Raw genomic sequence first — 26,257 nt, 5'->3', positions numbered from 1 at the left:
TTTTTGTCCAACAGTAAAAAATACGACAGGGTTATCAGAACGAGCCAAGGCTGTACAGGATGGCCAACAACTGAACCAGGTTGATCACTATGGCCGACTTGTGCGTTTTGTGAAATGCGGCCATGGCGGCTGTGTCGTTGGCCCGAATCTTTTCGTTTAGCTGATCCATTTTTGAGATCAACCGGTGACGCAAAAGCAAAGTGAGTAGTCCAATGGCAGTCGCGCCTAGGGCAAATAACGGCTTACCGGCAAATCCGTAGCTCAATGCTGTGACGACAGCAGCGCAAAATGCGATTCTGAAATAGGTTAAATAAAAAGATCTAATGAAGCGAGAATCCATCGGGTTGTCATGCTTGAGCGTCAATAAAGGCACAGAGCCGAGCAAGAAGTAAGCAGTGACTGCCAACAGAATCACAGTGAAGAGCAGGGCAATGGTTTGAGGTTGCAAAAGCATTGGAGTCTCCAGCTCATTCGATGCTTCATCATACAAAAAAATGGGTTTGCAATCTGATTTTTGAGATGCTTGGCGGGCACGGTGATGGCGATGCCCTCTGTGGTCTCTTTCCACGGCGATAAGATCGGTGGATCGTTTGCTGGAATTTCTCATGACAGACCGTTACGCCGTGATCGGCAACCCCATCGAGCAGAGCAAGTCGCCGCTCATCCATACCGCGTTCGCTCAAGTGACCGGGCAGGACATCGAATACACCAAAGTGCTCGGTCCATTGGGCGGGTTTGCGCAAGCTGTAGACGCGTTCAGATTGGCGGGTGGTCGGGGCATGAACGTGACCGCACCCTTCAAGTTGGATGCTTTTGCCTATGCGACCGACCTGGCCCCCAGCGCCCAATTGGCCGGTGCTGTGAACGCGATGAAGTTCGATGGCGACAAGGTGTATGCCGAAAACTTTGACGGTGTAGGGCTGGTGCGCGATCTGGTGCACAACCTCGGATGTTCGCTGCAAGGGCGACGGGTGTTGATTCTGGGTGCAGGCGGTGCCACGCGTGGGGCCTTGTTGCCCATTCTGGCGCAAGGGCCAGCCGAGGTGGTGATTGTCAATCGCACCGCGGTGAAGGCGCAGGAGCTGGCCGATCTGGCCCGGCAACACCGAAGTGGCGCTGTACCCGTGTCCGGTATGGGTTATACCGATGTGACAGGCGCATTTGATGTGGTGTTGAACGCCACGTCGGCCAGTCTGACGGCCGAGCTGCCGCCTTTGTCCCTCGCTGTTTTTGCGCCTGCTTGTCTGGCGTATGACCTGACCTACGGCAAGGGCCTCACGCCTTTTCTCAAACTGGCCGGTCAAGCCGGTGTGAAGCGCTTGGCCGATGGCGTGGGCATGTTGGCAGAGCAGGCAGCTGAGGCCTTTGCATGGTGGCGTGGTGTGCGCCCAGACACCCGCAATGTTATTGAACAGCTCACCGTGCCCCTCATTTGATCCTTTATGCCCCGTATCCAGTTCTCCCTTCCTGAGCGCTTTGTTTTTGCCACGGACATCCAGATTTACATCAGCCACGTCAACCAGGGTGGGCACCTGGACAACGCGCAGCTGCTGACACTCGTGTCCGAAGCCCGTGTGCGGTTTTTCAAATCACTGGGTTACACCGAGGGCAATGTGGCGGGTCATCCCATTGTGGTGGGCGACATGGTGGCGCAGTACAAGTCTGAAGGCTTTCATGGCGAGACCATGCGGGTGAGCATGGTGCCGCAAGACCCCAACAAATACGGTTTTGACCTGGTCTACCGCATGGAGTGTCTGGACACTGGCCGCGAGGTGGCGCGCGGCAAAATTGGCATCGTGTTTGTGGACCGGCAGACGCGCACCGTGGCGCTGGTCCCTGAAGCGTTTTGGCACAAGGTGGCCGAACTGAAGGCCCTCTGAGCCCATGCGGCTGCCGCACATCGACACCAACCGTTGCACCGGCTGCGGCTGGTGTGTGGCGGCGTGTCCACCACGTGTGCTGAGCCTGCAGGTGCAGGCCTGGCGAAAGCGGTCGGTCTTGCACGCGCCAGAGGCCTGCACCGGTTGCAGCCTGTGCGAGCGGCGTTGCCCCTTCGGTGTGATCAACATGGTCAAAACCTCCTCCGCGCCCACAAGGGATGGGTCTGAGGACCCAGGGCTTGGGCCGTGACTTGAGGCGATCTATACTCGTCAAATGAACCAACTGGTACATTCCTATAAAAATCTGACGGCCGACACAGATTCGGCCAAAGAAACCGGTCGCACCAACGACCCGGCCCGCACCATGGCCGAGATCCTGGCCGTGGCTACACACGAGTTCGCCGACAAGGGTCTCACGGGCGCGCGCATCGACGCTATCGCGGCGGCCACGCGCACCAGCAAGCGCATGATCTATTACTACTTCGGCAGCAAGGACGGGTTGTACCTGGCGGTGCTCGAAGAAGCCTACCGGCGCATGCGTACCATCGAGTCCGATCTGCACCTGGACGACTTGCCGCCGATGGATGCCTTGAAAAAACTGGTGGAGTTCACTTACGACCACCACCGCGACAACGAGGATTTCATCCGGCTGGTGATGAATGAGAACATCCAGCGCGGGGACTATCTGCGTAAAAGCCAGAGTATCCAGCAGCTCAACTTCAACGCCATCGCCTCTGTCAAGGCGGTGTATGACCGGGGTGTGGCGCAGGGCGTGTTCAGGTCAGGGCTGGACCCGGTGGACATCCACTCGGCGATTTCGGCCTTCACATTCTTCAATGTGTCCAACCGTCACACCTTTGGCCTGATTTTTCAGGACCGCGCCAGCCAGGACAAAGCCACCACCCTCAAGCGCGTGCATGTGGTCGAGCTGATCCAGCGTTTTGTCAGCCATTCCATTTCGGCATAACTGGTAGCGATCGAAAGCATTTATATATGAGGGTAATTACTGGTCATAAAATACTAACCAGTTCGTACATTGTCGGCAGTCCTATCTTGGAGATGTGTGGTGGTTCAAAAATTCATTGACGGGTTTTGCCAAGTGCTGAGCGTGGTCATTGCGGCTTGTCTGGCCGTGATGGTGGTGCTGGTGTTTGGCAACGTGGTCATGCGCTACGGTTTCAACTCGGGCATCACCTTGTCCGAAGAGTTGTCGCGCTGGTTGTTTGTCTGGATGACGTTCATGGGTGCGGTCATTGCCCTCAGAGAGCATGGCCACCTCGGCACCGACATGCTGGTGGGCAAACTCGGTCCGACGGGTAAAAAGTTCTGCTTGGCCCTGTCCTACCTGGCCATGTTGTTCATTTGCTGGCTGCTGTTCAGCGGTGCTTACCAGCAAACCGTGATCAACCTGGACAGCACCAGCGCGGTGATGGAAGTGTCCATGGCCTGGATTTATGCACCCGGTGTGGTGTTTGCAGTGCTGGGCGGCTTGATCTTGTTGACCGAGCTGTTTCGCTTGCTCACCGGCCAAATGCGAGACGAAGACCTGGTCATGATCCAGGAATCCGAAGAGTCGCCGCATGGCGCAGACAAAGCCTGAGCGCGGGGACGGACATGACGATTGCCATTTTTGTTTTTTCATTGATCGGTGCCATGGCCATTGGCATCCCGATCGCTTTTTCTTTGCTGATCTGCGGTGTCGCCCTGATGTGGCATCTGGACATGTTCGATGCCCAGATCCTGGCGCAGAACCTGCTCGAAGGCTCCAACAGCTTCCCTTTGCTGGCGGTGCCGTTCTTCATGCTGGCTGGTGAAATCATGAATGCGGGCGGTCTGTCGCGCCGTATCGTCAACTTTGCCATGGCTTGCGTGGGGCACATCAAAGGCGGTCTGGGTTATGTGACCATCATGGCGGCTGTGATCATGGCAGCCTTGTCGGGCTCTGCCGTGGCCGATGCGGCGGCGCTGTCGGCTTTGCTGTTGCCCATGATGGTGGCTGCCGGCCATGACCGGGCCCGTTCAGCTGGTTTGATCGCTTCGGCCGGCATCATCGCCCCGGTGATCCCGCCCAGCATCGGTTTTGTGATCTTTGGCGTGGCGGGCAATGTGTCCATCTCCAAGCTGTTCATGGCCGGTATCGTGCCCGGCATCCTGCTGGGTGCATCGCTGTGGATCACCTGGTGGTGGCTGGCGCGACGCGAGGTGGTGCAAGTGCCGCCCCGCAAATCCATGGGCGAGATCCTGGTGGCCATGCGCGAGGCTACCTGGGCCTTGGTGTTGCCCTTGATCGTGGTGTTCGGTCTCAAGTTCGGCGTCTTCACGCCCACAGAAGCCGCGGTGGTGGCGGCGGTGTACGCGCTGTTCATCTCCACCTTCATCTACCGCGAACTGGGCCTGAAAGACCTTTACCCCTTGTTCGTGTCTTCAGCCAAAACCAGCGCGATCGTCATGTTTCTGGTGGCTGCGGCCATGGTCTCGGCCTGGCTGATCACGGTGGCCAATTTGCCTGCGCAGTTGATCGAGCTGTTGCAGCCTTTGCTGGACAGCCCACGCTTGCTGATGCTGACCATCATGGTCATCACCATGGTGGTGGGCACCGCGCTCGACATGACGCCGACCATCCTGCTCTTGACGCCAGTGCTCATGCCCGTGGTCAAGGCCGCTGGCATTGACCCGGTTTATTTCGGCGTGTTGTTCATCATCAACAATGCGATTGGTCTGATCACACCCCCCGTGGGCACGGTGCTCAATGCGGTGGCGGGTGTCGGCAAAATCAGCATGGACGAAGTCACGCGCGGCGTGATGCCGTTCATGATCGCCCAATTCATCATCATGTTCGCCATGGTGGCGTTCCCGGCCTTGGTCATGGTGCCAGCCCGTTGGTTCTATTGATTCCTGGTTTGGTTGTCTGATCGGGTACGCCTGACGACCAACCCCTTGATGCACAGCGTACGTCCTTCACTTTTTTCTGGAGACATCTCATGAAACGTGTATTCATCCAATCCTTGATCGCCACCGTGGCCTTGGCCGCCATGGGCGTGGCATCGGCTCAAGACAAAACCATCAAGTTCGCCAACCAGAACGCAGCCGGTCACCCCATCGTGTTGGGCATGGAAAAGTTCAAGGAAATCGTGGAGAAAAACTCCGGCGGCAAAATCAAGGTCAACGTGTTCCCCGGCGGCACTTTGGGCAGTGACCAGGCCAACGTGTCCGCCATCCAGGGCGGCACACTGGAGATGGCGTCGATGAACTCGGGCATCTTCGCTTCGCAAGTCAAGGAATTCGCAATTTTCGACTTCCCCTTCATGTTCGGCTCCGGCAAGGAAGCTGACGCGGCCGTCGACGGTGCGTTTGGCAAGAAGCTGCACGCCAAGCTGGAAGACAAGGGCATCATTGGCCTGGGCTTTTACGAGCTGGGTTTCCGCAACATCACCAACAGCAAGCGTGCCATCAACAAGGTCGAGGACCTGGAAGGCCTGAAACTGCGCGTGATCCCCAATCCGATCAACGTGGACTGGGTCAAGGCACTGGGCGCCAACCCCACACCACTGCCATTCCCCGAGCTGTATGCCGCGTTGGAACAAAAAGCTGTGGACGGCCAGGAAAACCCGGTGGCCACCATCAACGGTGCCAAGTTGTACGAAGTGCAAAAGCACCTGGCCTTGACCGGCCACCAGTACAACCCCCAGTCGGTCATCATCAGCAAGAGGTTCTGGGAAAAGTTGTCGGCTGCCGAGAAAAAAATCGTGGCCGATGCCGTGACCGAGTCGGCCAAATTCCAGCGTGAAAAAGCCCGCGCTCTGGAAGCCAGCATCCTCGACAACCTGAAGAAAAACGGCATGCAGGTGACCCAGTTGCCAGAAGCTGAAATGGCCAAGCTGCGCGACAAGATGCGCCCTGTGACTGCCAAATACGGCGTGACCGTGGGCCAGGATCTGGTCAAGGAGCTGCAAGCCGAAATCGAGAAGGTGCGTACAGCGGCTGCTGCGCCTGCCAAGAAGTCGGGCAAGTAATCGCCCGCCAAGGCTTCGCCGCATGTGCGGCGAAGCCTTCTTTGTCTTTGAAAGGATTTGTCATGAAAGTCTTGATGCTGCACGGCGTGAACCACAACATGTTCGGCAAACGCGACCCCCAGCAATACGGCACCATCACCCTCGATGAAATCAATGCCAGCCTGCACAAGCTGGGCCAAGAGCTGGGTGCCGAGGTCGAGTGCTACCAGACCAACCATGAAGGTGACATGTGCGAGCGCATTCACCAGGCCTACTTTGACAACGTCGATGCCGTGCTGATCAACGCTGGAGCCTGGACCCATTACAGCTACGCCATTCGCGATGCGCTGGCGGTGCTGACCTGCCCAGTCGTGGAGTTGCACATGTCCAACATCCATGCCCGTGAAGAATTCCGCCACAAGTCGGTGTTTGCCGAGATTGTCAAAGGCCAGATCTGCGGCTTCGGTGCCGACAGTTATTTGCTGGCGCTGCGCGCAGGCGTTTCTGCGGCCAAAGCCGCTTGATTGCTCGGATCCCCCATCGCTCATTCCATGATCAACGGCCACACCGAACTCATCGCCCACATCGGCTACCCCACGCACACCTTCAAGTCGCCGATGATCTACAACCCGTACTTTGAAGAGGCGGGCATCAACGCGGTGGTCGTGCCCATGGGCTGCCAAAGTGCGCACTACCCAGCGTTCCTGAAGTCGGTGTTCACGCTGGAAAACATCCGTGGCGCGCTGATCACCATGCCGCACAAGGTCAGCACGGTGGGCTTGCTGGATGAGGTGACGGCCACTGTGCGCGTAGCTGGGGCCTGCAACGCCGTCAAGCGCTTGCCCGACGGACGCCTGGTGGGGGACATGTTTGACGGTGCTGGCTTTGTGCGCGGTCTGCAGCGCAAGGGTTTTGATGTGACCGGCAAGCGCGTGCTGGTGGTGGGCACCGGTGGCGTGGGCTGCGCCATTGCGGCTTCTCTGGCTGGTGCAGGCATTGCCGCCATCAGCTTGTTCGATGTGAACACGGCGGGCTGCGAAGCATTGGCCCAACGCCTGAAAGACAACTACCCCCGAATTGACGTGCGCACGGGATCGAGCGATCCGGCCGGTCACGACCTGGTCGTCAACGCCACCCCCATGGGCATGAACGAAGGCGATCCGTTGCCGATGGATGTGTCGCGCCTGTCGCCTGACACCTTTGTGGGCGAAGTCGTGATGAAAGCCGAAACCACCGCATTTTTGGCGGCGGCGCAGGCCCGTGGCTGCCGCACGCAGGTGGGCACCGACATGCTGTACGAGCAAATTCCGGCGTATCTGGAATATTTCGGCTTGCCGACGACCACGGCCGATGTGTTGCGTCGTGTGGCGCGGTTGAGTTATTGAGCCCTGATCCCTCGAACCGAGCGTCTGACTGGAGCCCTGAGATGACCCTGAAAAAAGTTGACCGCGAAGCCGTCCCCGACATGCCCAACCGCCTGGGCATTGCGGGCATCGAATTCATCGAGTACGCCACCAGCCGCCCGCAGGCGCTGGGCCAAGTGCTCGAGAAAATGGGCTTTCGGCCAGTGGCCCGCCACCGCTCGCGCGAGGTCACTTTGTACCGCCAGGGCACGATGAACCTGGTGGTCAACGCCAACCCTGATGACGCCCGCGTGAGCGCCACGGTGGATGGTCAGCCTGTGATGTCGGCCGTGGCATTTCGGGTGCAGGATGCCCTGAAAGCGCACACTCGTTGCCTGGACTTGGGGGCTTGGAGCGTGGGCAGCCACGCGCAGGCCATGGAGCTGCACATTCCCGCCATCCATGGCCCCGGTGGCAGTCGCTTTTACTTTGTGGACCGCTGGCAAGAATTTTCCATCTACGACATCGACTTCAAACCCATCCCCACGGTGGACCCGAATCCACCTGCGCTGGCAGGCATGAGTTATTTCGGTGTGGTGCAGTACATCGGCGCGTCCCGCAGTGCCGACTGGCAAACCTATTATGAACACATGTTCGACTTCAGCGCCATACCTGACGAGGAACGCTTTGGTATCCTGCCCAAGGGGAAGCTGATGAAAAGCCCCTGTGGCACATTCCTGTGGCAACTGATCGAGCCCGAGCCCTGGATGGACGGTGACGATAGCCCCGAGTGCCTGCAGCGCATCGGCTTTGGCGTGCCCGATGTGGGGCAGGCCGTGATGGCGCTGAAAGCCCGTGGTGTGGAGTTTGTCGAGTCAACCCAATTGCATCCCGAAGACCGGGGCGCCTTGACCCGCGCGGCACTGGGCTCTGTGGCCTTTGAACTTGTTCACCAATGAGCCGGGAGCTGCCATGAATCTGCTCGACGGCTACGGCATGGACACCATCACCATGGCTGGCACTCTGGAGGCCAAGCTGGCCGCCATGAAAGGGGCAGGTTTTTCGCAGGTGATGCTGATGGCTCGCGATTTGGTCACGCACCCTGGTGGCGTACAGGCCGCCGTGGCGGCGGTTCAGGCCAGCGGCATGCGACCCACTGGCTTTCAGGTGCTGCGTGATTTTGAAGGCTTGTCGGGTCACCTGCACAGCTACAAACTCGACATCGCCAAAGCCATGCTCGAGATGTGCGCGGCCACGGGCAGCAAAGTTTTGCTCGCCTGCTCGTCGACCTCGCGCCACGCCACGCAAGACCTCGATGCCATTGCCGCCGACCTGAAAAAACTCGCCATGCTGGCCGTGCCTTTGGGCATCAAGGTGGCCTACGAAGCCTTGTCCTGGGGACGCACGGTCAACGAGTTCACGACCAGCTGGGATGTGGTGTGCCGCGCCGATTGCCCCAATCTGGGCATCGGCATCGATTCCTTCCACATCTTTGCCGCCAAGACCCCTTTGGACGCCATCGAAGAGCTCGACCCGTCCAAAATCTTTCTGGTGCAACTGTCGGACTTCATGTGGCAGGAAACGCCCACCTTTGAAGAGCGCATGACCACGGCCCGCACTTTCCGTGTTTTCCCGGGCGAGGGTGTGCACAGCGAGCAGTTGGATGATCTGGTGCTGCGTCTGGACCGCATCGGCTACCGGGGCGATTACAGCTTCGAGGTCTTCAACGACGACTACCAGCAGCTGCCGCTGGAGACCGTGGCCGAACGCGCACGGCGCAGCGCCATTTGGTTGCACCAGGACGTGCTGCACAAAGCCGCACCGCTGCCGGCATGGACTCGGCGCCAAGAGGGCTGACACTCCTGCAGGTCCAAGAGATGGCGACAGTGCGGCCATGCATGGCCAAGGGAATTTTCTGCCTCTTGGCCGAAAATTGTCGTGAGTGAAAGGTTTCCTGCACTGCTGCACGGATCCCTTGCTGTCGTTCGTGCCTTGTGTTTAACCGCCTGCTCTGCAGCGGTAGCCGTCGGTCGCTTGCCAGATGCAGTGGAGATCCATAAGCGAAAAAGTCTTTCCGGCAAAACGGACGCAGGCATGCTGAAGGTCAGTTCAGGGGTATACAGCCGACATGGGTCACGGGCAAAGCTGTCAGCGATAGCCAGATTGATCTATTTCCAATAATGATCAATCACCAACAAGCTTTTAGGATGGCTGTGAAGGCTTTGTGTGCGCAATCGCACAGAGAATTTTCAAGGTAATTGGTATCTAGTGGTTACAGACGATTTTGGAGACTCTGATGCATCCAAATAACAATGCCGTGCTTGCCACCTTACCTTCAAGCGAATATCAAGGCTTGCAGTCCAAACTCACACTGGTTTCATTGACCCGAGGCCAGACACTGATCGACATGGGTGAAAGTCCAACGCAGGTCTACTTTCCAGTGGGCGCGATCGTATCGATGATCAATGAATTGCCCGATGGTCAGACCATCGAGTTGCACATGTTAGGCCGGACATGTTTGGTGGGGGTCGCCGCTCTTGATGTCCCCAGTTTTTATCGTGCCACCGTAAGGGTTTCGGGACTGGCTTACCGCTTACCAATGTCTGAATTGTTGAGTCTGAGGGAACGGTGCCCGACGTATTTCATTGAGGCGCAGAAACGAACGGGCTTGTTAATGAGTCACATTGCACAGCGAGCGACCTGCATTAGCTATCACAAAGTAGAGCAGCAACTGGTTCGCTGGATGATCTTGATGCTCGATCGTCTCTTTGACGATGTCATTCAGGTCACCCACAGCGAGTTGGCTTCATTGATTGGCACCCGCCGGGAGGCAGTGACAATGGCACTGGGCAGTTTGGCTAGGCAAGGCCTGATTGAAATGAATCGCGGCTCTATTCGAGTACCTAATCGAGCCGCATTAGAAATGATCAGCTGTGATTGCTACTGGAATGCGCTCGGCATTGCGCATCCCTCATTAAGAGCAGCTTCAGATCGAAACCATGCGCAACTCAAGGTTCTTGAGAGCGTGTGAAATACGCTTGCTTGTCTTTCGATGAACAATGCCGAACGGCTGCTTCCAGCCTAGACCTGACCTCCAGGTCGGACGTACCAATGACGCCTGCTAGCCGAATACGCTCAATGGTCGAGGCCTCAACCAACGGGTTTGATCAGTTGTCTGGCCAATGTCACCACCACCGGTCCCAGCAGCACCGTCAACAACGAGGGGAAGACGCAAAAGATCAAAGGGATCAGCAATTTGACGGGCAATTTGGCTGCAGCTTCTTCGGCACGCAGGCGGCGCTGGGTGCGCAAGGCATCCGAATGCACCTGCAAGGATTCGGACACGCTGGTGCCAAAGCGGTCGGCCTGGATCAACATGGACACCAGTGCGTTGATGTCTTTTAGGCCGATGCGCACCGACAACTGGCGCAGCGCTTGCGCACGCGAGGAGCCTGCCCGCAAGGCCATGCCGGTCAGCGCAAATTCATCGGACAATTCAGGTCGGGCCTGACGAATTTCCCGTCCCACGCGCTCTATCGCAGCGTCCAGCCCCAGCCCGGCCTGTACACAGACCCGCAGCAAATCCAGCGCATCCGGAAAGGCGTGCAGCAATGCCCTTTGGCGGCGACTCACTAGGATGCTCAAGATCCAGTCGGGCAAGTAATACCCCACGGCTGCGCCCACCAGCAAGGGCAAAAAGCGTTGCAGGCCTTGCGGATGCCAGGGGCTGATCTCCACCAGCGCCCAGGCGATCAAGGGCAGCACCAGGGTCAACAGCGTCTTGCAGGTGAAGTAGATTTGCAGCGCGACAGGTGAGCGCCAAGCTGCGTGCCCAAAGCGGACCCGTAACGCCGAGGGCGTTTCTTCGTCGCCACCCGACATGGCCGCCGTCCAGGGACTGAGCCACAGCAGCCAGGCCAGCAGCCGTTTTTGCAGACGGCTCCAAAGCGTTGAATGGTCCGAGCCACGACCAGGCGTCAATTGCGCCAGGCGCTCCTTGCCCGGATCGGGCAGCCAACGGACCAGCACGGCGTAGCTGATGCTGACCACCAGGGCGAAGATGAGTGCTGCAAAAACAAGTGGGGAGAGTGTCATGGGGTGTTCTGCATGGGTAGAGAGTGAGGACGGCGTGAGGTCACACGCGGATCTGGATCAGCTTCCACATCCACAAGATGCCGATGGCCATCAGGGTCAGGGAAAAATACACCAGCTGCAAACCCATAGGGTCTGACCACAGTTTGGAGATGAAGCCAGTATTGAGCAGGCTCATGAGGGCAGCCAGCCCAAAGGGCAGGACCGACAGCACAAGGGCCGAAATGCGCCCTTCGGCCGACAAGACGCGCACCACGCCCGCAATCTTCTGACGTTCACGGATCAGGTTGGCGGTGTTTTTCAGAATGTCGGCCAGATTGCCGCCGGTTTCACTCTGGATCACCACGGCCACTACAAAATACCGAACATCGTCACTGGCCACCCGTGTTGACATAGCCTGAAGTGCCTGTGCAGTGCCGATGCCGAAATTGATTTCTTCGAACACGGTTCGCAATTCATGGGACAGTGGAGGTAGGCTGTCCTTGGCGGCCAACTGCAAGGCACTCGTGAAGGCATGACCTGCCTGCATCGAGCGGGCGATCAGGTCCAAGGTGTCAGGCAGCGCTTGCCCGATCAGCGCCATGCGTTGACCGCGTCGATGTTGCAGCCAAGCGGCCAACACTAACACCGCCAAGGTGGCCAGTGCCACGGTCAGCACGGTGGGCCATGCCAGTTGTGTGCCGACAACCCAAGCCAGCAGCACCAAGCCCAAGGCCAGGCTCAGCACTTGCGCCACGCGCCAAGTCAGACCGGTTTGCAACAGGAATTGATCCAGAGACGCCGCCCCCGGCATACCGCGAAGCCATCGATCCAGCGTCGGCATCGTGCTGAGCAGGCGGGTCTGTCGCAGCTGCAAGGACGAATCCGTCGGCAGGCTCAGATCGGCAGGCTTGAGCCGCTGTGCCAAGGCTCGCCGTCTCGGGTCCAAATATTGCCGCCACAGGCCGTAAAGCCCCCATACCAGCCAGGCTGTGCTCAGGGCCGCCAGGCCCACAAAAGTCCAGTAACGCGCGTCCATGCTTCAGCTCCAGCGGTGTGTGGGTTCAAAAAAATTGTCGCTCAGCGCAATCCCCCGGGTGCTCAGGCGTTGGGCAAACTTGGGCCGGATGCCACTGGCCACAAACTGCCCTTGCACCGCGCCGTTGGGGTCCAGCCCGGTTTGCTGAAAAGCAAAAATCTCCTGCATGCTGATCACATCGCCTTCCAGTCCAGTGATTTCTTGCAGGCTGGTGACTTTGCGTTGACCGTCGGACAAGCGCGATACCTGGATCACCACCGACAGGGCCGCGCTGATTTGCTGACGCATGGCGCGCGACTCGGCCTTCAGGCCCGCCATGCCCAGCATGTGCTCGAGTCGCGTGAGCGCGTCGCGCGGTGAGTTGGCGTGGATGGTGGTCATGGAGCCATCGTGACCGGAGTTCATGGCCTGCAGCATGTCCAGCACTTCGCTGCCCCGTACCTCGCCCATGATGATGCGATCGGGCCGCATGCGCAGGCTGTTGCGCAGCAAGTCGCGCTGCGAGATTTCGCCTTTGCCCTCGATGTTGGCGGGCCGTGACTCCAGGCGCACCACATGCGGCTGCTGCAGCTGCAATTCGGCCGCATCCTCGATGGTGATGATGCGCTCGTCGGCCGGGATGCTCGACGACATCACGTTCAGCAAGGTGGTCTTGCCACTGCCCGTGCCGCCTGACACCAGCAGGTTCACGCGCGCCTTGACCAAGCCCTGGATCAATTCGGCCATGCCCACTGTGAAAGCCCCTGCCTTGATCAGGTCCTGCACCGTGAAAGGCACGACTGCAAATCGGCGAATAGACAGCAAGGGCCCGTCAATGGACAGCGGCGGGATGACGGCATTGACACGTGAACCATCGGGCAGACGGGCATCCACCATGGGGCTCATCTCATCCACACGCCGCCCGATGCGCGACACAATGCGGTCAATCACGCGCAGCAAATGCGCATCGTTGTCAAACTGGATGTCGGTGGGCATGATCTTGCCGCGCCGCTCTGCAAACACCTGAAAAGGACCATTGACCAAAATGTCCGACACCGTCGGGTCCGACAGCAAGGGCTCGATTGGGCCCAGGCCCAGCATCTCGTCCTGAATGGCCTGGATGATCAGTCTTTTCTCGGTTTCATTCACCGCCAGGTTGTGTGTGCCGATCAGGTTCTCGGTCAGGGTTTTCAGTTCAGCGCGCAGGCGCTCTGGCGACATGCTTTCCATGCGTTGCCAATCCATCAGGGCCAGAATTTCCTGATGGATTTGCGTTTTGATCTCATCCACCCGCACAGCAGAGCTGCGTCCGTTCAAAGGTGTCTGACTGGGACTGAGCAAGGCCACCATCGGGGTGGATTTCTCAAATTGGGATCGCAAATTGAGGTTCACTGAACACTCCTGTGGTGATGGGGCGAGGTGAGAGAAGGCATGTGGTTGCAGATGAGGTCAACCCGCCTTGCTGAGCCAGCGTCGCATCCAGTGGCGTTGTGGGGACGCTCGGGTGTCGAGCAGAGCGCCCGTGCATTCACGCAGGGCATGCATCACGGCGTTGTGGTCGTGCACCGCCGACAAGGGTTGACCGGTGTGCAAGGCCTCGTTCACCCATTGGGGGTTGTTGGGGATGGTCTGGCTGACTTTCAGGCCCACGGCTTTTTCCAGATCACCCAGGCTCACCCAACCGTCGGGGGCATAGCGGTTGACCAGCAGGCGCAGCTTGCCTTCTTCGCAACCGAGTGCGCGCAGCATGCCGACCAGCCGCTGGGCATCGCGCACATCGGGGGTGTTGTTTTGCATCACGATGTGCACCACATCGGCCATGTCGATGACCTTGAGCGATAAAGCGTTCAGGTTGCGTGGCAGGTCCACCACCACCTGGTGGTGCAGGCTGCGCAACAAGGACAACACCTGTTCAATGTCCTGTGCCGTGATGGCCATGGCGCTTTCGAGGTCCTGTGGCGCTGCCAAGAGATTCAGCCGAGGTGTGACCGGATGCAGGCAACTGCTCAGCAGCTGGGCATCCAAACGCGCGATCTGACGGGTCAGGTCACTCAAGGTGTTTTTGTTGGCCCCACTGCCCAAATAAAAAGAGGCGTCGCCGCATTGAAGGTCCAAATCCACAAAAGCGCATCGGCGCTCATGTTCGTTCGCCATGATGTAGGCCATGTTGGCGGCCACAAAACTGCTGCCAGTGCCACCTTTGCAGCCCATGAAGGCGATCAATGGTGCGGGCTTGCTTGAGGCCGTGCTGTGGGGCACGACCGTCAGGCTGTCCGACCAGCGCCCCAGGCTAAGGGCCAGATCTTGTGGCGGTGGAGGCAGCGGCAGCAGCTCTCGCACACCCGCCCGCATCGCGCGCATCAACAAGGACTTGCTGCTGTCCTCGCTGAACAACAACACATTCAGCTGCGGTCGGCTGCGCAGCCAAGTCTCCAGTGCGATCAAATCTTCGCTCAGTTGGCCGGGGGTGCTGTCCATCAGCAAGATACCGCTGTCGATGCCATTGAGCAAAGGCAGCAAGGCCTGACCTGGCTGTCGCAAGGCTGCACTTTGCAACGGCAGCTTGCTTTGCAAGACGCTGCTGCGCAAGGTGTTCAGCAAACTCTCGTGGAATGCAATCACAAAGGTGGACATGTGTGGCCTTTCTATCGAGCGCTGGCCGAGCCTAGGCCGATGTTGAAGACAGGTGCAGGCGGTGGTGGACTTTTGAAACTGTCCTGATAACGTGTCACGGCCGCTTGAGCCGCCACGCCATCGGTATCGGGCAGTGGGCTTTGGTGGTGTTGGCGCATGCGCTCATGCTTGCTGTCCGACATGGGGCCCTTCATGTCGGACATGGAACCCATCTTGCCCATGGGGCAAGCGGCTTCGCCCATGCTGTGCATGCAGGGTGTCGGCGTGCTGTTCAGGGTTTGCTGTGTCTGTGCTTTTTTGACGGCGTCGCCAAAGCGCTGGTCAAGCGCTGTGGGCGCCGTGTTGCAGGCGGCCAAGGTCAGGCCAATCAGGCTGCCGGCCAGCCAGCGCAGTGGGGTGTGGAAGGTGTCGAGGCGCATGGTGGTCTCCTGGCTCAGTTGGCGGGGTGGTGGGCTGCAGCGGGTGGCTGCGCTGCTGGAGGCTTGGCAGGCGATGGCGATTGGCCTTCGAGCTGCCCTTGGAGGAAAAACTCGGTGCGCGTGGGCTGGATGTAGGCGTCTGTGGGCAAGGCGTAGTCGGACGGCAAAACCTTGGCCAGCCGTGGCGTCACCACAAACAACAGTTCGGACTTTTCGGTCTGGAAGGCGCTGCTGCGGAACAGGGCGCCCAGCACAGGCAGTTCACCCAGCACCGGGAAAGCTTTGATGGCTTCGGTGACATTGCTCTTGACCAAGCCCCCGATGGCAAAACTTTCGCCATCGCGAAGTTGTACCGTGGTCGAGGCGCGGCGGGTGGTGATCGAGGGCAACAGGCTGCTTTGGTCGCCCAATCCCTTGACCGTGGTGCCCACTTGCGACAGTTCCGAGACTTCGGGTGTCACGCGCAGGTTGATCAGACCGTCCTCCAGCACCGTGGGCAAAAAGCGCAGACCCACGCCAAACTCTTTTTCCTCCAATGTGATGGTGGTGCTGCCCGTGGAGCTGGTTTGGGGGACGGGGATGAAAATTTTGCCGCCCGCGAGGAACGAGCCTTCCTGACCGCTGACGGCAGTGATGGTCGGCTCGGCCAGCACCTTGACCAGACCTTTTTTCATTTCTGCCGTCAGCGTGATGATGCTGCGGCCATTGGCACGGGTGGCGGTGATGGCGGTGGCGCCCTCGCTCAAAAATTGCGACAGCAAGTTGACCGAGGTGTTGCCAATGGCGCGCGTCAGGTTCATGTCAACGCCCAGCTCATCGAGCAAGCTCTTGGAAACCTCGGCCACCTTGACTTCCAGCATGACCTGTTGTGCACCATGCACACGCAGCATGTTGATGACCTTCTTGCCACCATTGAACGCCTCGGTGAGCGCCATCAGACGCTGTACTTTCATGCCGTCGCTCACACGACCGCTCAGCACCAGGCTGTCGTTCACCGTGTCGACCCGCAGGTTTTCTGTGCTGGGCACGTATTCGCGCAGCTTCGCATGCAGGGCGTCGGTGTCTGTCCCGACCGAAATGTCGCGCAAGCTGGTGCTGCCTTGTGCGGTCCAGACCAGCAAGTTGGTCTGCCCCGTTTTTTTGCCCAGCAGGTAAATTTCGCGCGGGTTGATCAACACCACATCGGCCACCTCGGGGTTTCCCACCGACAGCCGAGCGGCGTTTTCGGGCAGTTGCAGCAGCATCGATTTACCCGCTGTCAAACGCAAGGGGGCTTCCATCTTGACGGGGCCTTGCGTCATCACCTCCGGTTTGCTGGACGCTTTGGCGCTGGTGCGGGCAGGTGTCTTGGCGGGTGAAGTAACGCCAGGTTCAGCGGCTGCGGATAAGTTGGGCATCAGCCCCGCCATGGACAGCATGGCGGTCAAGGCGAATGTGCATGCGTGAGCTTGTGTGGTGGGCGCAACGGATATCTGGGGTCTGGGGGCGCTGCAGAGGTGGGTGGGGTGCAGTGAAGAGGAGGGGACGGGTGCAATCAGTGTGGATGGCATGAGGCTCTCTTTGTGGTGACGAAGGGACAAGCGCGGGGATGAAATGGGCGGTGTGTGCAAGTGCATGGGCGGTGACAGTGCGGGCAAGCAGCCTGATCACTCCTGCGACAAGGACATGCCCCGGATGACTTCCAGTCGGGGGGGCTCGGGGGCCAGGAGGCGTGCCGCTGGTTTGGGCGGAGGGGTGTGTACCGCAGGCCGTGTCAGGGTTGGACTGGTGCTGGTTTGCAACAAATCCAGCTTGCGCGCACCTGCTGTCACAACCGGTGTGTTGTCGCTTTGGCTGCGCAGCACCAGAGACAAGGTGCCCACGCTGCGGGCCAGGTCAATCTGCTCGGCTTGTTGGGGGGTGACCTGCAAGGTCACGGCATTCACCACGCGGGGTTTGTTCTCGCTGCTGGAAACATCTTGCGCCACAGCCAAGACCTGGATGCGTTCAATCACGATTTTGGAAACCGGCTGGTTCTGGCTGTCGGGGGTGTTGACCATCACATCCACGTAGTTGCCAGGCAGGGCAAAACCAGCCACACCCACGATTTCATTGACTTTGACGGTGACCGCGCGTTGGCCATCACTGAGCACCGCTGACAGACCGCCCTTTTCGCCAGCGGGTGCGAGTTTGCTGCGCAACAATGGTTCTCCGCGCAGCACCGGCATGTGGATGACACGGTCCAGCGCATCGTCCAGTTGGGTGAGCGGATCTTTGATCGCCGCCGCCTTCGGCCATTGGATGGTTTCCAGCATATCGGGCATGAGCTTTGTGCCCATTTGCAAGTCGCGCTTGGCCACAATCACTTGCAAGGTGGCCGTGGCCCCTTGCTGTTTGAGCCAGCTGGCTGCATAAACAGCAGCCGAAAGGCCCAATGTGAGGGCCAGTAACAGCACCCCCAAGGGACGGATATTTTTCATGGATGTATTCCTTGCAAAGTCATCAAATCTCAGCGCGTCGGCCAGGTGTTGAGCAAATGGACGGCGGTCCCCGTGCCGATCGCGATCGCATATGGCATGCGTGTGCGTCCCACGAGCAGTGCCGTGGACGTGGCCAGGTGACCGTGTTGACGGTTCAGCCATATTTGGGCTGAGCCGGTTTTCAGGTTCTGTAGCACAGAACCCAGTTGCGAGGTGATCAGTGCCCAGCCGATGGACAAAACGCCACCGGACAGCAAAATCAACAGGTTCACCCACAGCATGTTGGGATAACCCAGAAAAAGGCCCGTGGCACCGGCCAGCTTCACATCGCCTGCGCCCACTCCGCGCAGCAGGTACAAGAGCAGAAACCCAAAGAAACCCACCATGCCCCCTGCGATGGCTGACCCCAGGCCGATGCCATGGGGCGACACCGACAAGCCCAAGGCGGTCAGGCTGCCCCACAGCACCAAGGTGTTGGGAATTCGTCGCATCGCCGCGTCCTGCCACATGGCCACCAACAACATGGCGGCCAGTGCAGCCAGGTGCGTCCAGTCAAAAAGGCTGAAGGGCATGGCGGGCTTCAACGCTTGAGTGATCAGGCGGGCAGGGTCAGGGCAGCGGTGACGGCTTTAAAAACAGCCTCTAGCTGACCGCCTACAGCCGTGACTGGGATGATGATGGCCACAGCGATCAGCGATGCCAACAGACCGTATTCGATAGCGGTGGCGCCATGCTCGTCAGCCAAGAATGCTTGAAACGATTTGGAAAAGTTTTTCATGTTTGAAACTCCATAGTTGAAAAAAGATATGAACTTCAAGCCTTGCTGTCACTGACTGAGCGCATCTTGGGTGCACGCACTCCGCAGTGTTTGGGGCTTTGCAGCGGGCCTGATTTCTCAAGACCGAGGGGGTAATTTAGAAAAATACAGACCCACGCACAGTGATCTGCTGCACACAAGCACGGTGAAGGTTCTGATGTTTTTGGGATGTGCTCCAGCGCACCGTTCGTGCGCCCCACATTCTTTAAGGTCTTGGCTTTGCAACAGGTCTTGCATGGCCGTGAGAGGAGCTTGCTGATGAGGTGCTTTTCGACCCAAGAGAAATTGTCTGCAGGTCACGCGCATGGGCGTGCCAGGGCGATTTTCCAAAGACACCGTGCGCACAGTACCGGTGGTCCAAAACACCAGCGATCACAACGCGGCGCTGCCGTGGTCGAATTTGCCTTGGTGCTGCCATTGCTGCTGGTTCTGCTGATCGGGGGCATCGACATGAGTCTGGCCTTGTACGACAAGGCGGTCATCACCAACGCCAGCCGCGAAGGGGCCAGAGCCGGCATCGTGGCGCGCAACCCACCGATCAGCGAGGCCGAAATCCGGCAGGTGGTGCAGGCCTACACCCAAAGCGCCCTGGTGAACTTCGGACCCCATAAACCGCAACCGAGTGTGAGCGTTGAACAAGGCAGTCTGGGCGCAGACCTGACGTTGAAGGTCTCTGTCAACTACACCTTTCAAGGCATTGGATTGGGAGATTTGTTCAGCAGCCTGGGGCAACCCTGGGTGCTGAGCGCGAGCACGGTCATGGTTTACGAATGAAGGATCTGCACATGAAAAAGAAGAGCGCTGTGCCTTTGGCGAAACAAAAGGGTGCGGTTACCGTGCTGGTGGCATTGACCTTACCCGTGTTGGTGGGGGCAGCCGCTTTGGCGGCGGATCTGGCTTACCTGCATGTGGTGCGCAATGAATTGCAAAACGATGCTGATGCCGCCGCACTGGCTGGGGCGCGTGCACTGTACAAAAAAAATCTGTCTGCGCTGGATTGGACTGCAGCGGCAGACACGGCCCGAAGTGCCATCGCTTTGAACCGTGCAGCCAGTCACGCTCTGTCCAACGGCCAAGTCCAAACGGGTTACTGGGATACACACCAGACCACAGCAGGGTTGCAAGGCTTGCCCATGACACCTGCCGCCACCGATGCCCCAGCAGTGCAAGTGAGCCTGGCTAAAAGCGATGGACAGAACCAGGGGCCTGTGCGGACATTTTTAGCCAACATTTGGGGCATCGCTTCGGTGCCTGTTCGCGTCACCGCGGTGGCGGGTGTGACCAGTCCGGGCATTGTCAAACCAGGGGGCTTGTTTCCGCTGGCCATTTCGGAGTGCATGTACCAGAAGTTCTGGAATGTGCAGTCCGCGGGGCCACGCATCGATGCGACCACAGGAAAACCGTATGTCTTCAAAATCGGCTCGTTGTATCACTACGAAAACTGCAACTCTGGCGAGTGGTCATCGCTGAACGTCAGAGCGCCGGGTGCCAACACGATCGATTCTATGATCCAGACGGGCAATCCTGTCGCCATGTCTGTGGGGGATGAGGCCTGGATGCAATCGGGTGTGAAGTCCAGCTTGTATGCCGATGTCAAAAATTGCAGTGCTGCAGGCAACAAGCAATGCGAATATGTGGTGGTGCCCACCTTGAGCCAGGTGGTTTCAGGCACCTCCGCAACCATTGTGGGGTTTGCATGCCTGCATGTGCTCAATGCCGTGGGTGGGAACGAAAAATACGTGTTGGTGGAAATGAGCACCCAATGCCAATCACCATTTTCGGGCGGTGCTGGGCCAAACTATGGCGTGGTGTCGCCCCCCAGTCTGTTCAAGTGAATGAGAGACGCATCGCAGTTCAGCGCGCTGCGACGGCGCTGATGCCTGCTTCTTCTGCCAGCAGCGTCGGGCAGGCCACGGGCTCACCCCGGCTGTCGGTCATGCGGCATTGACGGCCGTCGATGTCCACCACATTGCCCTCGTTGAGGGGGATGATCTGCTCTGTGTGGTGTCGCAGGCAGGCGTGATCGCTGCTCACGAAGGTGCTGTGCCCATGCCGACTCAACCACAAGGGTGCGCCAAGGTGCGCCGCAATCAGGCGCTGGGGCTGATCATGGAACATGACCCCTACGGCCACCGCCCCTGAGATCAAGGCCAGTGCCCTGCGCACGGCTTGCACCGGGTCATTTTGGTAGGTGGCGTCGATCAGGTGTGCCAGCATCTTAGTGGCGCATTGACGGGTCACGTGGTAGCCACGCTCCAGCATGGCATCGCACAGCGCCGGGCTGACCTGCACCTGTCCCACCGACACCACCGCGATCCGGGCAGGGCTGTTCAAAGTGGCATCCGGGCCATGGCTCATGTGAGGCAAGGCGTGTTGCAGGGTTTGCGGTCCGTGCACAGCGGTTTCGCCCGTGTGGCCCATGCCGACCAAGGCTTGCAGGCCATTCAGACCATGGGGACTAGTTTGGGCCATGTGTTCGATCCAGGCCGAAACGCGCTGCGCCCGGCGGTGCCGATGCAGGCGCGAGGGACTCAGGGTCTGACCTTGGCGACCGTGGACCACCAGGCCGCAGCTGTTGTGGCTGGCTTGCGCCATTTGCTGCAGGCTGTGCAGCAAGTCGGGTACGGTGTTGTGCTCGGATACGATGCCGATGATGCCGCTCATGGCTTACTCCTGCTGGAGATCAGCGTTCTCGCAGGGCTTGCGTCATCGACTGCAAGGGTCTGAGCAAATATTCCAGAACGGTCTTTTCGCCTGTCTTGATTTCCACGGTGGCGGTCATGCCCGGGGTGGCGATCAGGCGCATGCCATGGCGGTCCAGGCGCTGGTCAACGATGCGAACCAGGATGCGGTAGTAGCCCTCTTCCAGGTCGACCGGCGCACTGCCAGGCTTGCGGGGTTTGTTTTCATCGCGCAAGGTGTCAGGGCTGATGTGGTCCAGAACGGCCTCCAGGCCACCGTATTTGTTGAAGTCGTAGGCGGTCAACTTCACAACGGCTGCTTGGTTGACTTTGAGGAAAGCCACTTCTGAGGGTTTGACATAGGCCTCTACCAGCATGTCGTCTTTGACCGGGACAATTTCAAGGATGCTTTGGCCACTTTGAATGACCGCGCCCAGCGTGGTTTGCTGCACGTTTTTCACAATCCCCTCCATGGGCGAGCGGATGACGGTTTTCTTGAACGCATCTTCCCGGGCCAGGGTGTTCTCACGGGTTTGTGCCAGTTCCGATTCGATGCGCACCCATTCGTTGCTCGCATCGGTCAGGTAGCGGTTGCGACGCTCGGCCATGTGCGATTGCATGTCGGCGTATTGACGCCGAAGGCGCAACAGCTCCACCTCGGACATCACCCCTTGTTCGACCAAGGGGGAGGTCAGGCTCAGCTCTTTGGACAGCTGCTCCAGCGATTGGTGCATGGCTGCCATTTGTTCGTTCAGTGCCCGTTTGCGTGCGTTGTAAGCCTGTGTCTCGCGCCGCACGACCATGGGGTCATTCTGGACATGCGCAGGAAACTGCAAGGCTGTGCCGTAGGCTTCGGCTTGTAAACGCGCCGCTTGTGCCGACAGGGCGATCCATTTTTCGCGCGCTTCCCGAAAAACCGGTCCGGCACGCGCATCGTCGATGCGCAACAAGACCTGGTCCTTCACCACGGCATCCCCTTCGCGCACCAGCAATTCAGCCAACACCCCCGAATCCAGGCTTTGAATGACCTGCTCGCGGCTGGAAGGAATGACTTTGCCAGTGCCGCGTGTGATTTCGTCCAGATCGAAGCTGGCCGCCCACAGCAAGGCCGCCACCAGCACCATGGCCAGCGTCCAGACCAAATAACGGCTGGTTTGGCGTTCGTCATCTTCGATGCTGGGGCCACTCGGGATCTGAAGTTTCTGGGGATTTTTTTTGAAAATAGACATGGGGATTCCTCTCGCCCTCAGGCTGCTGCAGGTGCGGTGGGTGCAATGGGTGTGGCAGGTGAAACGGGGGCTGCGGCCGTGGTATTGGATTTATTGGGAGCACGAGTGCGCGTGCCTGCCGCTGATTTGGGTGCCACACCGACGGCGAGTTTTCGCAGGACTTCTTCACGGGGCCCTTCCAGCAAGATCTGGCCGTTTTCCATCAGGGCGATGCGTTCCACCCACACCAGCAGTTGCAGGCGGTGGGTAGACAGGACCAGGGTGCGGCCCTGCAACCATTGACCCAGCACCTCGATCACTTTGGCTTCGGTGGTCTGGTCCATCATCGAGGTCGGCTCGTCCAGAAACACCAGGGCCGGGTCGCGCAGCATCATGCGGGCAATCGCCAGCATCTGGCGCTGGCCACCCGACAAGCCGCCCCCCGCCTCGGTCAGCGGCATGTCCAGTCCACGCGGGTGGCTGGCCACCATGGTGTACATGTCGAGCTTTTGCAGCACCTCGATGACCCGTGCGTCGCTGATCCAGCTGTCCGACAACACCAGGTTGTCGCGCAGACTGCCCTGGAAAAGCTGAGCTTCCTGGCCCACATAGCCCAGGCGGCTGCGAATTTCGGCTGGTTCGAGCTGCTGCAGGTCCACCCCGTCGATCGAGATCCGGCCACCCAGTGGTGTGTACAAGCCTGCCAGCAAGCGCAGCAAGGTGCTTTTGCCGCTGCCAATGCGCCCCAACAAGGCTAGGTGTTGGCCGGCAGGCAGGTTCAGGGTCAATTTGCGGATGACGGGAATCTGGTGTTCCCCCGGGTAGGCAAATTCGAGCGCGTCGGCGCTCAGGCTGCCTGCGATACGTTCAGGCACCACATAGCGGCGTTCGCCATCGCGGTCGCGGGGGCGCTTCATCAGGGCGTCCAGCGTGTCGAGCGAGCTGCGAGCCTGCTGGTAGCGTGCGGCCAAGGCCATGATGCTGCCCAGCGGAGAGATGGCACGCCCGGCCAGGATGACCGAAGCGATCAGACCGCCAAGGGTGAGGGTGTTGTCGCCAATCAGGTACACGCCATAGACGACCATGCCCACCGTCACCAGCTGCTGAAGGGTGGCGGTCAGTCCCAGCATCAGATTGGTCAGGGACCGGATCTGTTTGTACGAATCGGTCGCGGCCAAGTTAGCGTTTTCCCAGCGCCGTTGCAGGTAGCTTTCGGCGTTGTGGGCCTTGAGCATTTCCAGATTCAACAGCGATTCGACCAGCACGCTTTGCTTGTCGCCGCTTTCCTTCATGTTCTCTCGCATGGCCCGCATCAGGGGGCGCTGTGCCCACAGGCCGACGATCACCAAAATCGGCACCGCAGCGGCCGGTATCCAGGCAATGGGACCGCCGATGATGCCGATCAGCACCAGTAACAGCAAGATGAAAGGCATGTCGACCACCATCACCATCGAGGCCGATGACATGAAGTCACGCAGCGATTCAAAGTCCCGCATCGAGCTGGCAAAGATGCCAATGGATTGCGGGCGATGTTCCAGTCGGATGGCCATGATCTCGCGCAGCAGCATGGCGTTCAGACTCAGATCGGCCTTGCGACCGGCCAGATCGACCAGTCTGGCCTTGAGCCAGCGCACGCCAAACTCCAGCAGGATGGCCACCGTGGTGCCAATGGCCAGCGTCCACAGCGAGGTGTAGGCCTGGGTTGGCACCACGCGGTCGTACACGTTCATGGCGAAGAACACTGCCGCCAGCGTGAGCACATTGGCCACCACGGCGGCCATCATGGACTCGATGTAAAAGCCCTGGTAGCGCCACACCGTGTTCCAGAACCAGGATAAGGCCGCACCCTTGAAGGGCACCAGTTGATAGGTCGATTTTTGTGTCGCAGCCTTGACCACCAGGATTTCGCCATAGTTCAGGCGTTGCAGTTCGTCCATGGACATGGCGCTCTCGCTCATGCCGGTTTCGGCCGTCAGCACCTGGGCGGTTTGACCCGTCACCGACACGAGCACCACGGCACGGCCATCGACCAGGGGCACGATGACAGGCAGCACGTAACTGGGAATTTGCCGCAGTTCGGTGCGTGACCAGACCGCGATCATGCCGTGCAGCCGAGCCAGGTCGGGGTAGGCATTCATCGGAATGCGGCCCTCTTCGTCCACGGCAAAGCCCGCACGCAAGGCCGAAAGGTGGACTTCCCGGTCGATCCGTTTGGCGGTCATGGCCAGGCAAACCAGCAAAGGGTCGCGTTCGGGGGCAATGGATGAACCCGGTGATGGGCTTGTCACGGATGCTGTGTTGGCACTGTGGGTATCCGAAGCGGAAAAAGCAAGTTGATCCATGGGTTCACTCTGGGTGGTGGGGTGGGTTGGGTGTTGGCGTCGCCTGTGCGGTGGCGCTTTGTGCGTAGGCGTTGGCCAGTTGGCCCAGACTGGCGAGGATGCGGACCTGTGACAGGCGAGATTCGTGCAGGGCGGTGGCCGCATTGCTTTGGTAGGTGTACAGGTCGCCTTGGATGTTGAGCAAATCGAGCAAGGAGCGTCTGCCCACCCGGAATTGCTGGACATAGCCCCGCGCCAGATCTTGGGCTGTGAGGGCTTGCTGCATCCCCATGGTGGCCCGGCTCGAAGAAGACAACCAGCTGGCCCAGGCGCTGGCCAGTTCTTCGCCCAGAATCAGCCGCGTTTCCTGAAGGTCGGATTCCAGGGCCTGCAAATTGGCGGTGGCCACACCCACGGCACTACGGGTGGTACCACCGTCAAACAAGGGCAGGTTCAACTGCAGCTGGGTGACAAACTGACCGTCGGTGATGCCCGGTGTGGTGGATTTGGCGTGTGTGAGGTTGATCGAGGGCGCGTGTTGGGCTTGGGCGTACCGGATGCTGGCGGCTGCGGCTTCGCGTTGCGCCAGAAGTCTGGCGATCACCGGGTGTTGATCGCCCAGCTGCGCCTGGGCCTGCTCCAGCGAGGTGTAAGGCACGGGGGGCGAAAAGTCCAGGCCGCTGGGCTCGGCCGGTGCCGGTGCCATCAGCATGCGGGCCAAACGCTCTGCAGCCACCGCCCGCTCGGTCTCATTTTTGAGCAAGACCAGTCGGGCGTTGTCATGGCGCACCTGCGCCTGGTTCAAGTCGATGCGGCGGCCCGGATCGACTTGGGTGATGGTCTGGAAGTCCTGCAGGATTTTGTCGTGGGTGTTCAAATTTTCCTGGGCCAGGCTCACCATCTGCCTGGCATGCGCCCATTGCAGATAGGCTTCGCTGCTGAGCAGGGCCACGTCGTCGCGGGTGATCTGTTCCTGTTTTTGACTGGCCTTGGCCAGCGCCTCGGAGCGTTCGACATCGGACTGGATGCGTCCGCCTGACCACAGGTTCAAGCTCAAGGTCGGGGTTTGCGTCCAGCGGTTGCCCAAGGCGTCGTCGCGGTAATCGTTGTAGGTGCCTGACCACGACAGTTGAGGCCAGTGAGCACCCTTGGCGCGGGTGATGTCAGATCGGGCGGCTGCTGTTTTGGATTGGGCCGAGGCGATGCTGGGGTAGTGGGCCAGGGCCGTCAACACCGCCTCTTGCAGGCTTTGTGCACAACACCAGCTCGGCAAAAGAGCGGCTGCAAGGCACCATGTGCGGGGGGTCAGCAGTGACATAAACCTCCTGTGTTTTGAGAAAAAGGAATGAAGCGCATGCGTGGGGCATGGCGATTCAAACCATGCAGTCAGCTTAGGCCGATGGCGCGTGGGTGG

At 59.4% G+C, this 26,257-nt stretch carries 28 protein-coding genes; 14 read left to right on the top strand and 14 right to left on the bottom strand.

Going from position 1 to position 26,257, the window contains the following annotated elements; genetic code table 11:
• Positions 1–34: 34 nt before the first annotated feature.
• Complete coding sequence (locus B9Z34_RS03825; protein WP_146179618.1) at positions 35–607, bottom strand: hypothetical protein; 573 nt, start codon at positions 605–607, stop codon at positions 35–37.
• On the opposite strand from B9Z34_RS03825, the gene aroE reads away from it, so the two are divergent.
• The 12 genes from aroE (at position 606) to B9Z34_RS03765 (ending at position 10,246) form a co-directional block, all read left to right on the top strand.
• Positions 606–1,436: a shikimate dehydrogenase gene (gene aroE / locus B9Z34_RS03820; RefSeq protein ID WP_108426737.1), complete on the top strand. Its 831-nt coding sequence runs from the start codon at positions 606–608 to the stop codon at positions 1,434–1,436. The two genes, B9Z34_RS03825 and aroE, sit on opposite strands and share 2 nt — an antisense overlap.
• Positions 1,437–1,442: 6 nt before the next feature.
• Positions 1,443–1,880, top strand: a complete 438-nt coding sequence (locus tag B9Z34_RS03815) for a thioesterase family protein (protein ID WP_108426736.1) — start codon at positions 1,443–1,445, stop codon at positions 1,878–1,880.
• Positions 1,881–1,884: 4 nt separating this feature from the next.
• Positions 1,885–2,130 carry an ATP-binding protein gene (locus B9Z34_RS03810; protein WP_108426735.1) on the top strand — a complete coding sequence of 82 codons (246 nt, stop codon included), beginning with the start codon at positions 1,885–1,887 and terminating at the stop codon, positions 2,128–2,130.
• A 24-nt stretch (positions 2,131–2,154) separates the two neighbouring features.
• Positions 2,155–2,847, top strand: a complete 693-nt coding sequence (locus tag B9Z34_RS03805) for a TetR/AcrR family transcriptional regulator (RefSeq protein WP_108426734.1) — start codon at positions 2,155–2,157, stop codon at positions 2,845–2,847.
• 99 nt (positions 2,848–2,946) lie between these two features.
• Positions 2,947–3,480: a TRAP transporter small permease gene (locus tag B9Z34_RS03800; protein ID WP_108426890.1), complete on the top strand. Its 534-nt coding sequence runs from the start codon at positions 2,947–2,949 to the stop codon at positions 3,478–3,480.
• A 14-nt stretch (positions 3,481–3,494) separates the two neighbouring features.
• Positions 3,495–4,772 carry a TRAP transporter large permease subunit gene (locus B9Z34_RS03795; RefSeq protein WP_108426733.1) on the top strand — a complete coding sequence of 426 codons (1,278 nt, stop codon included), beginning with the start codon at positions 3,495–3,497 and terminating at the stop codon, positions 4,770–4,772.
• 89 nt (positions 4,773–4,861) lie between these two features.
• Positions 4,862–5,893, top strand: coding sequence for a TRAP transporter substrate-binding protein (locus tag B9Z34_RS03790; RefSeq protein WP_108426732.1), 1,032 nt, complete (start codon positions 4,862–4,864; stop codon positions 5,891–5,893).
• Between the two features lie 62 nt (positions 5,894–5,955).
• The gene (gene aroQ, locus B9Z34_RS03785) at positions 5,956–6,396 is read left to right on the top strand and encodes a type II 3-dehydroquinate dehydratase (RefSeq protein ID WP_108426731.1); all 441 of its coding nucleotides are present in this window, start codon (positions 5,956–5,958) and stop codon (positions 6,394–6,396) included.
• A 27-nt stretch (positions 6,397–6,423) separates the two neighbouring features.
• The gene (locus tag B9Z34_RS03780; RefSeq protein ID WP_108426730.1) at positions 6,424–7,257 is read left to right on the top strand and encodes a shikimate dehydrogenase; all 834 of its coding nucleotides are present in this window, start codon (positions 6,424–6,426) and stop codon (positions 7,255–7,257) included.
• Between the two features lie 41 nt (positions 7,258–7,298).
• A complete protein-coding gene (locus tag B9Z34_RS03775) occupies positions 7,299–8,174 on the top strand; it encodes a 4-hydroxyphenylpyruvate dioxygenase (protein WP_108426729.1) in 876 nt (291 codons plus the stop codon).
• 13 nt (positions 8,175–8,187) lie between these two features.
• Positions 8,188–9,072, top strand: a complete 885-nt coding sequence (locus tag B9Z34_RS03770; RefSeq protein WP_108426728.1) for a sugar phosphate isomerase/epimerase — start codon at positions 8,188–8,190, stop codon at positions 9,070–9,072.
• 439 nt (positions 9,073–9,511) lie between these two features.
• On the top strand, positions 9,512–10,246 hold the full coding sequence (locus B9Z34_RS03765) for a Crp/Fnr family transcriptional regulator (RefSeq protein WP_146179617.1): 735 nt from the start codon (positions 9,512–9,514) through the stop codon (positions 10,244–10,246).
• A gap of 119 nt (positions 10,247–10,365) precedes the next feature.
• Here B9Z34_RS03765 and B9Z34_RS03760 read toward each other — a convergent pair whose 3' ends face one another.
• From B9Z34_RS03760 to B9Z34_RS03720, 9 genes are all read right to left on the bottom strand, one after another.
• A complete protein-coding gene (locus B9Z34_RS03760) occupies positions 10,366–11,310 on the bottom strand; it encodes a type II secretion system F family protein (RefSeq protein WP_108426726.1) in 945 nt (314 codons plus the stop codon).
• Positions 11,311–11,350: 40 nt separating this feature from the next.
• A complete protein-coding gene (locus B9Z34_RS03755; RefSeq protein WP_108426725.1) occupies positions 11,351–12,325 on the bottom strand; it encodes a type II secretion system F family protein in 975 nt (324 codons plus the stop codon).
• A 3-nt stretch (positions 12,326–12,328) separates the two neighbouring features.
• The gene (locus B9Z34_RS03750) at positions 12,329–13,654 is read right to left on the bottom strand and encodes a CpaF family protein (protein ID WP_108426724.1); all 1,326 of its coding nucleotides are present in this window, start codon (positions 13,652–13,654) and stop codon (positions 12,329–12,331) included.
• A gap of 99 nt (positions 13,655–13,753) precedes the next feature.
• Positions 13,754–14,938: an AAA family ATPase gene (locus B9Z34_RS03745; protein ID WP_108426723.1), complete on the bottom strand. Its 1,185-nt coding sequence runs from the start codon at positions 14,936–14,938 to the stop codon at positions 13,754–13,756.
• An 11-nt stretch (positions 14,939–14,949) separates the two neighbouring features.
• A complete protein-coding gene (locus B9Z34_RS03740; RefSeq protein WP_108426722.1) occupies positions 14,950–15,357 on the bottom strand; it encodes a hypothetical protein in 408 nt (135 codons plus the stop codon).
• Positions 15,358–15,371: 14 nt separating this feature from the next.
• Positions 15,372–16,754: a type II and III secretion system protein family protein gene (locus B9Z34_RS03735; protein WP_233249392.1), complete on the bottom strand. Its 1,383-nt coding sequence runs from the start codon at positions 16,752–16,754 to the stop codon at positions 15,372–15,374.
• 249 nt (positions 16,755–17,003) lie between these two features.
• Complete coding sequence (gene cpaB, locus B9Z34_RS03730; protein ID WP_108426720.1) at positions 17,004–17,816, bottom strand: Flp pilus assembly protein CpaB; 813 nt, start codon at positions 17,814–17,816, stop codon at positions 17,004–17,006.
• 29 nt (positions 17,817–17,845) lie between these two features.
• On the bottom strand, positions 17,846–18,388 hold the full coding sequence (locus B9Z34_RS03725; RefSeq protein WP_108426719.1) for a prepilin peptidase: 543 nt from the start codon (positions 18,386–18,388) through the stop codon (positions 17,846–17,848).
• Between the two features lie 23 nt (positions 18,389–18,411).
• Entirely contained in the window at positions 18,412–18,594 is a 183-nt protein-coding gene (locus tag B9Z34_RS03720) for a Flp family type IVb pilin (RefSeq protein ID WP_108426718.1), read from the bottom strand.
• A gap of 429 nt (positions 18,595–19,023) precedes the next feature.
• Here B9Z34_RS03720 and B9Z34_RS03715 point away from each other — a divergent pair, with 429 nt between their 5' ends.
• Together B9Z34_RS03715 and B9Z34_RS03710 are read left to right on the top strand one after the other, a co-directional pair.
• On the top strand, positions 19,024–19,407 hold the full coding sequence (locus B9Z34_RS03715) for a TadE/TadG family type IV pilus assembly protein (RefSeq protein ID WP_233249391.1): 384 nt from the start codon (positions 19,024–19,026) through the stop codon (positions 19,405–19,407).
• Between the two features lie 11 nt (positions 19,408–19,418).
• Positions 19,419–20,468, top strand: coding sequence for a TadG family pilus assembly protein (locus B9Z34_RS03710; protein ID WP_158268702.1), 1,050 nt, complete (start codon positions 19,419–19,421; stop codon positions 20,466–20,468).
• Positions 20,469–20,487: 19 nt separating this feature from the next.
• On the opposite strand, the gene B9Z34_RS03705 is transcribed toward B9Z34_RS03710, so the two are convergent.
• From B9Z34_RS03705 to B9Z34_RS03690, 4 genes are read right to left on the bottom strand one after another with little or no spacing between them, the layout of a single operon-like run.
• Positions 20,488–21,297 (bottom strand): hypothetical protein, encoded by an 810-nt coding sequence (locus B9Z34_RS03705; RefSeq protein WP_108426716.1) that lies wholly within the window; start codon positions 21,295–21,297, stop codon positions 20,488–20,490.
• A 19-nt stretch (positions 21,298–21,316) separates the two neighbouring features.
• Positions 21,317–22,543: an HlyD family efflux transporter periplasmic adaptor subunit gene (locus tag B9Z34_RS03700; protein ID WP_108426715.1), complete on the bottom strand. Its 1,227-nt coding sequence runs from the start codon at positions 22,541–22,543 to the stop codon at positions 21,317–21,319.
• Between the two features lie 17 nt (positions 22,544–22,560).
• A complete protein-coding gene (locus B9Z34_RS03695) occupies positions 22,561–24,864 on the bottom strand; it encodes a type I secretion system permease/ATPase (protein WP_158268701.1) in 2,304 nt (767 codons plus the stop codon).
• Between the two features lie 4 nt (positions 24,865–24,868).
• The gene (locus tag B9Z34_RS03690) at positions 24,869–26,161 is read right to left on the bottom strand and encodes a TolC family protein (RefSeq protein ID WP_158268700.1); all 1,293 of its coding nucleotides are present in this window, start codon (positions 26,159–26,161) and stop codon (positions 24,869–24,871) included.
• Between the last annotated feature and the right edge of the window lie 96 nt (positions 26,162–26,257).

The sequence above is a fragment of the Limnohabitans sp. Hippo3 genome, from assembly GCF_003063665.1.
In the GTDB taxonomy this organism is placed as follows: Bacteria; Pseudomonadota; Gammaproteobacteria; order Burkholderiales; family Burkholderiaceae_C; genus Limnohabitans_A.
Note: the sequence above shows the minus strand (reverse complement) of the source record. Positions and strands in the feature narration are given on the sequence as shown.

What these genes read in the sequence shown, in the direction of transcription:
- aroE (WP_108426737.1), top strand. Translation starts at nt 606, where the DNA reads ATGACAGACCGTTACGCCGTGATCGGCAACCCCATCGAGCAGAGCAAG.
- B9Z34_RS03825 (WP_146179618.1), bottom strand. Translation starts at nt 607, where the DNA reads ATGAGAAATTCCAGCAAACGATCCACCGATCTTATCGCCGTGGAAAGA.
- B9Z34_RS03815 (WP_108426736.1), top strand. Translation starts at nt 1,443, where the DNA reads ATGCCCCGTATCCAGTTCTCCCTTCCTGAGCGCTTTGTTTTTGCCACG.
- B9Z34_RS03810 (WP_108426735.1), top strand. Translation starts at nt 1,885, where the DNA reads ATGCGGCTGCCGCACATCGACACCAACCGTTGCACCGGCTGCGGCTGG.
- B9Z34_RS03805 (WP_108426734.1), top strand. Translation starts at nt 2,155, where the DNA reads ATGAACCAACTGGTACATTCCTATAAAAATCTGACGGCCGACACAGAT.
- B9Z34_RS03795 (WP_108426733.1), top strand. Translation starts at nt 3,495, where the DNA reads ATGACGATTGCCATTTTTGTTTTTTCATTGATCGGTGCCATGGCCATT.
- B9Z34_RS03790 (WP_108426732.1), top strand. Translation starts at nt 4,862, where the DNA reads ATGAAACGTGTATTCATCCAATCCTTGATCGCCACCGTGGCCTTGGCC.
- aroQ (WP_108426731.1), top strand. Translation starts at nt 5,956, where the DNA reads ATGAAAGTCTTGATGCTGCACGGCGTGAACCACAACATGTTCGGCAAA.
- B9Z34_RS03780 (WP_108426730.1), top strand. Translation starts at nt 6,424, where the DNA reads ATGATCAACGGCCACACCGAACTCATCGCCCACATCGGCTACCCCACG.
- B9Z34_RS03775 (WP_108426729.1), top strand. Translation starts at nt 7,299, where the DNA reads ATGACCCTGAAAAAAGTTGACCGCGAAGCCGTCCCCGACATGCCCAAC.
- B9Z34_RS03770 (WP_108426728.1), top strand. Translation starts at nt 8,188, where the DNA reads ATGAATCTGCTCGACGGCTACGGCATGGACACCATCACCATGGCTGGC.
- B9Z34_RS03765 (WP_146179617.1), top strand. Translation starts at nt 9,512, where the DNA reads ATGCATCCAAATAACAATGCCGTGCTTGCCACCTTACCTTCAAGCGAA.
- B9Z34_RS03760 (WP_108426726.1), bottom strand. Translation starts at nt 11,310, where the DNA reads ATGACACTCTCCCCACTTGTTTTTGCAGCACTCATCTTCGCCCTGGTG.
- B9Z34_RS03755 (WP_108426725.1), bottom strand. Translation starts at nt 12,325, where the DNA reads ATGGACGCGCGTTACTGGACTTTTGTGGGCCTGGCGGCCCTGAGCACA.
- B9Z34_RS03750 (WP_108426724.1), bottom strand. Translation starts at nt 13,654, where the DNA reads ATGGTGGCCTTGCTCAGTCCCAGTCAGACACCTTTGAACGGACGCAGC.
- B9Z34_RS03745 (WP_108426723.1), bottom strand. Translation starts at nt 14,938, where the DNA reads ATGTCCACCTTTGTGATTGCATTCCACGAGAGTTTGCTGAACACCTTG.
- B9Z34_RS03740 (WP_108426722.1), bottom strand. Translation starts at nt 15,357, where the DNA reads ATGCGCCTCGACACCTTCCACACCCCACTGCGCTGGCTGGCCGGCAGC.
- B9Z34_RS03735 (WP_233249392.1), bottom strand. Translation starts at nt 16,754, where the DNA reads ATGCCCAACTTATCCGCAGCCGCTGAACCTGGCGTTACTTCACCCGCC.
- cpaB (WP_108426720.1), bottom strand. Translation starts at nt 17,816, where the DNA reads ATGAAAAATATCCGTCCCTTGGGGGTGCTGTTACTGGCCCTCACATTG.
- B9Z34_RS03725 (WP_108426719.1), bottom strand. Translation starts at nt 18,388, where the DNA reads ATGCCCTTCAGCCTTTTTGACTGGACGCACCTGGCTGCACTGGCCGCC.
- B9Z34_RS03720 (WP_108426718.1), bottom strand. Translation starts at nt 18,594, where the DNA reads ATGAAAAACTTTTCCAAATCGTTTCAAGCATTCTTGGCTGACGAGCAT.
- B9Z34_RS03710 (WP_158268702.1), top strand. Translation starts at nt 19,419, where the DNA reads ATGAAAAAGAAGAGCGCTGTGCCTTTGGCGAAACAAAAGGGTGCGGTT.
- B9Z34_RS03705 (WP_108426716.1), bottom strand. Translation starts at nt 21,297, where the DNA reads ATGAGCGGCATCATCGGCATCGTATCCGAGCACAACACCGTACCCGAC.
- B9Z34_RS03700 (WP_108426715.1), bottom strand. Translation starts at nt 22,543, where the DNA reads ATGTCTATTTTCAAAAAAAATCCCCAGAAACTTCAGATCCCGAGTGGC.
- B9Z34_RS03695 (WP_158268701.1), bottom strand. Translation starts at nt 24,864, where the DNA reads ATGGATCAACTTGCTTTTTCCGCTTCGGATACCCACAGTGCCAACACA.
- B9Z34_RS03690 (WP_158268700.1), bottom strand. Translation starts at nt 26,161, where the DNA reads ATGTCACTGCTGACCCCCCGCACATGGTGCCTTGCAGCCGCTCTTTTG.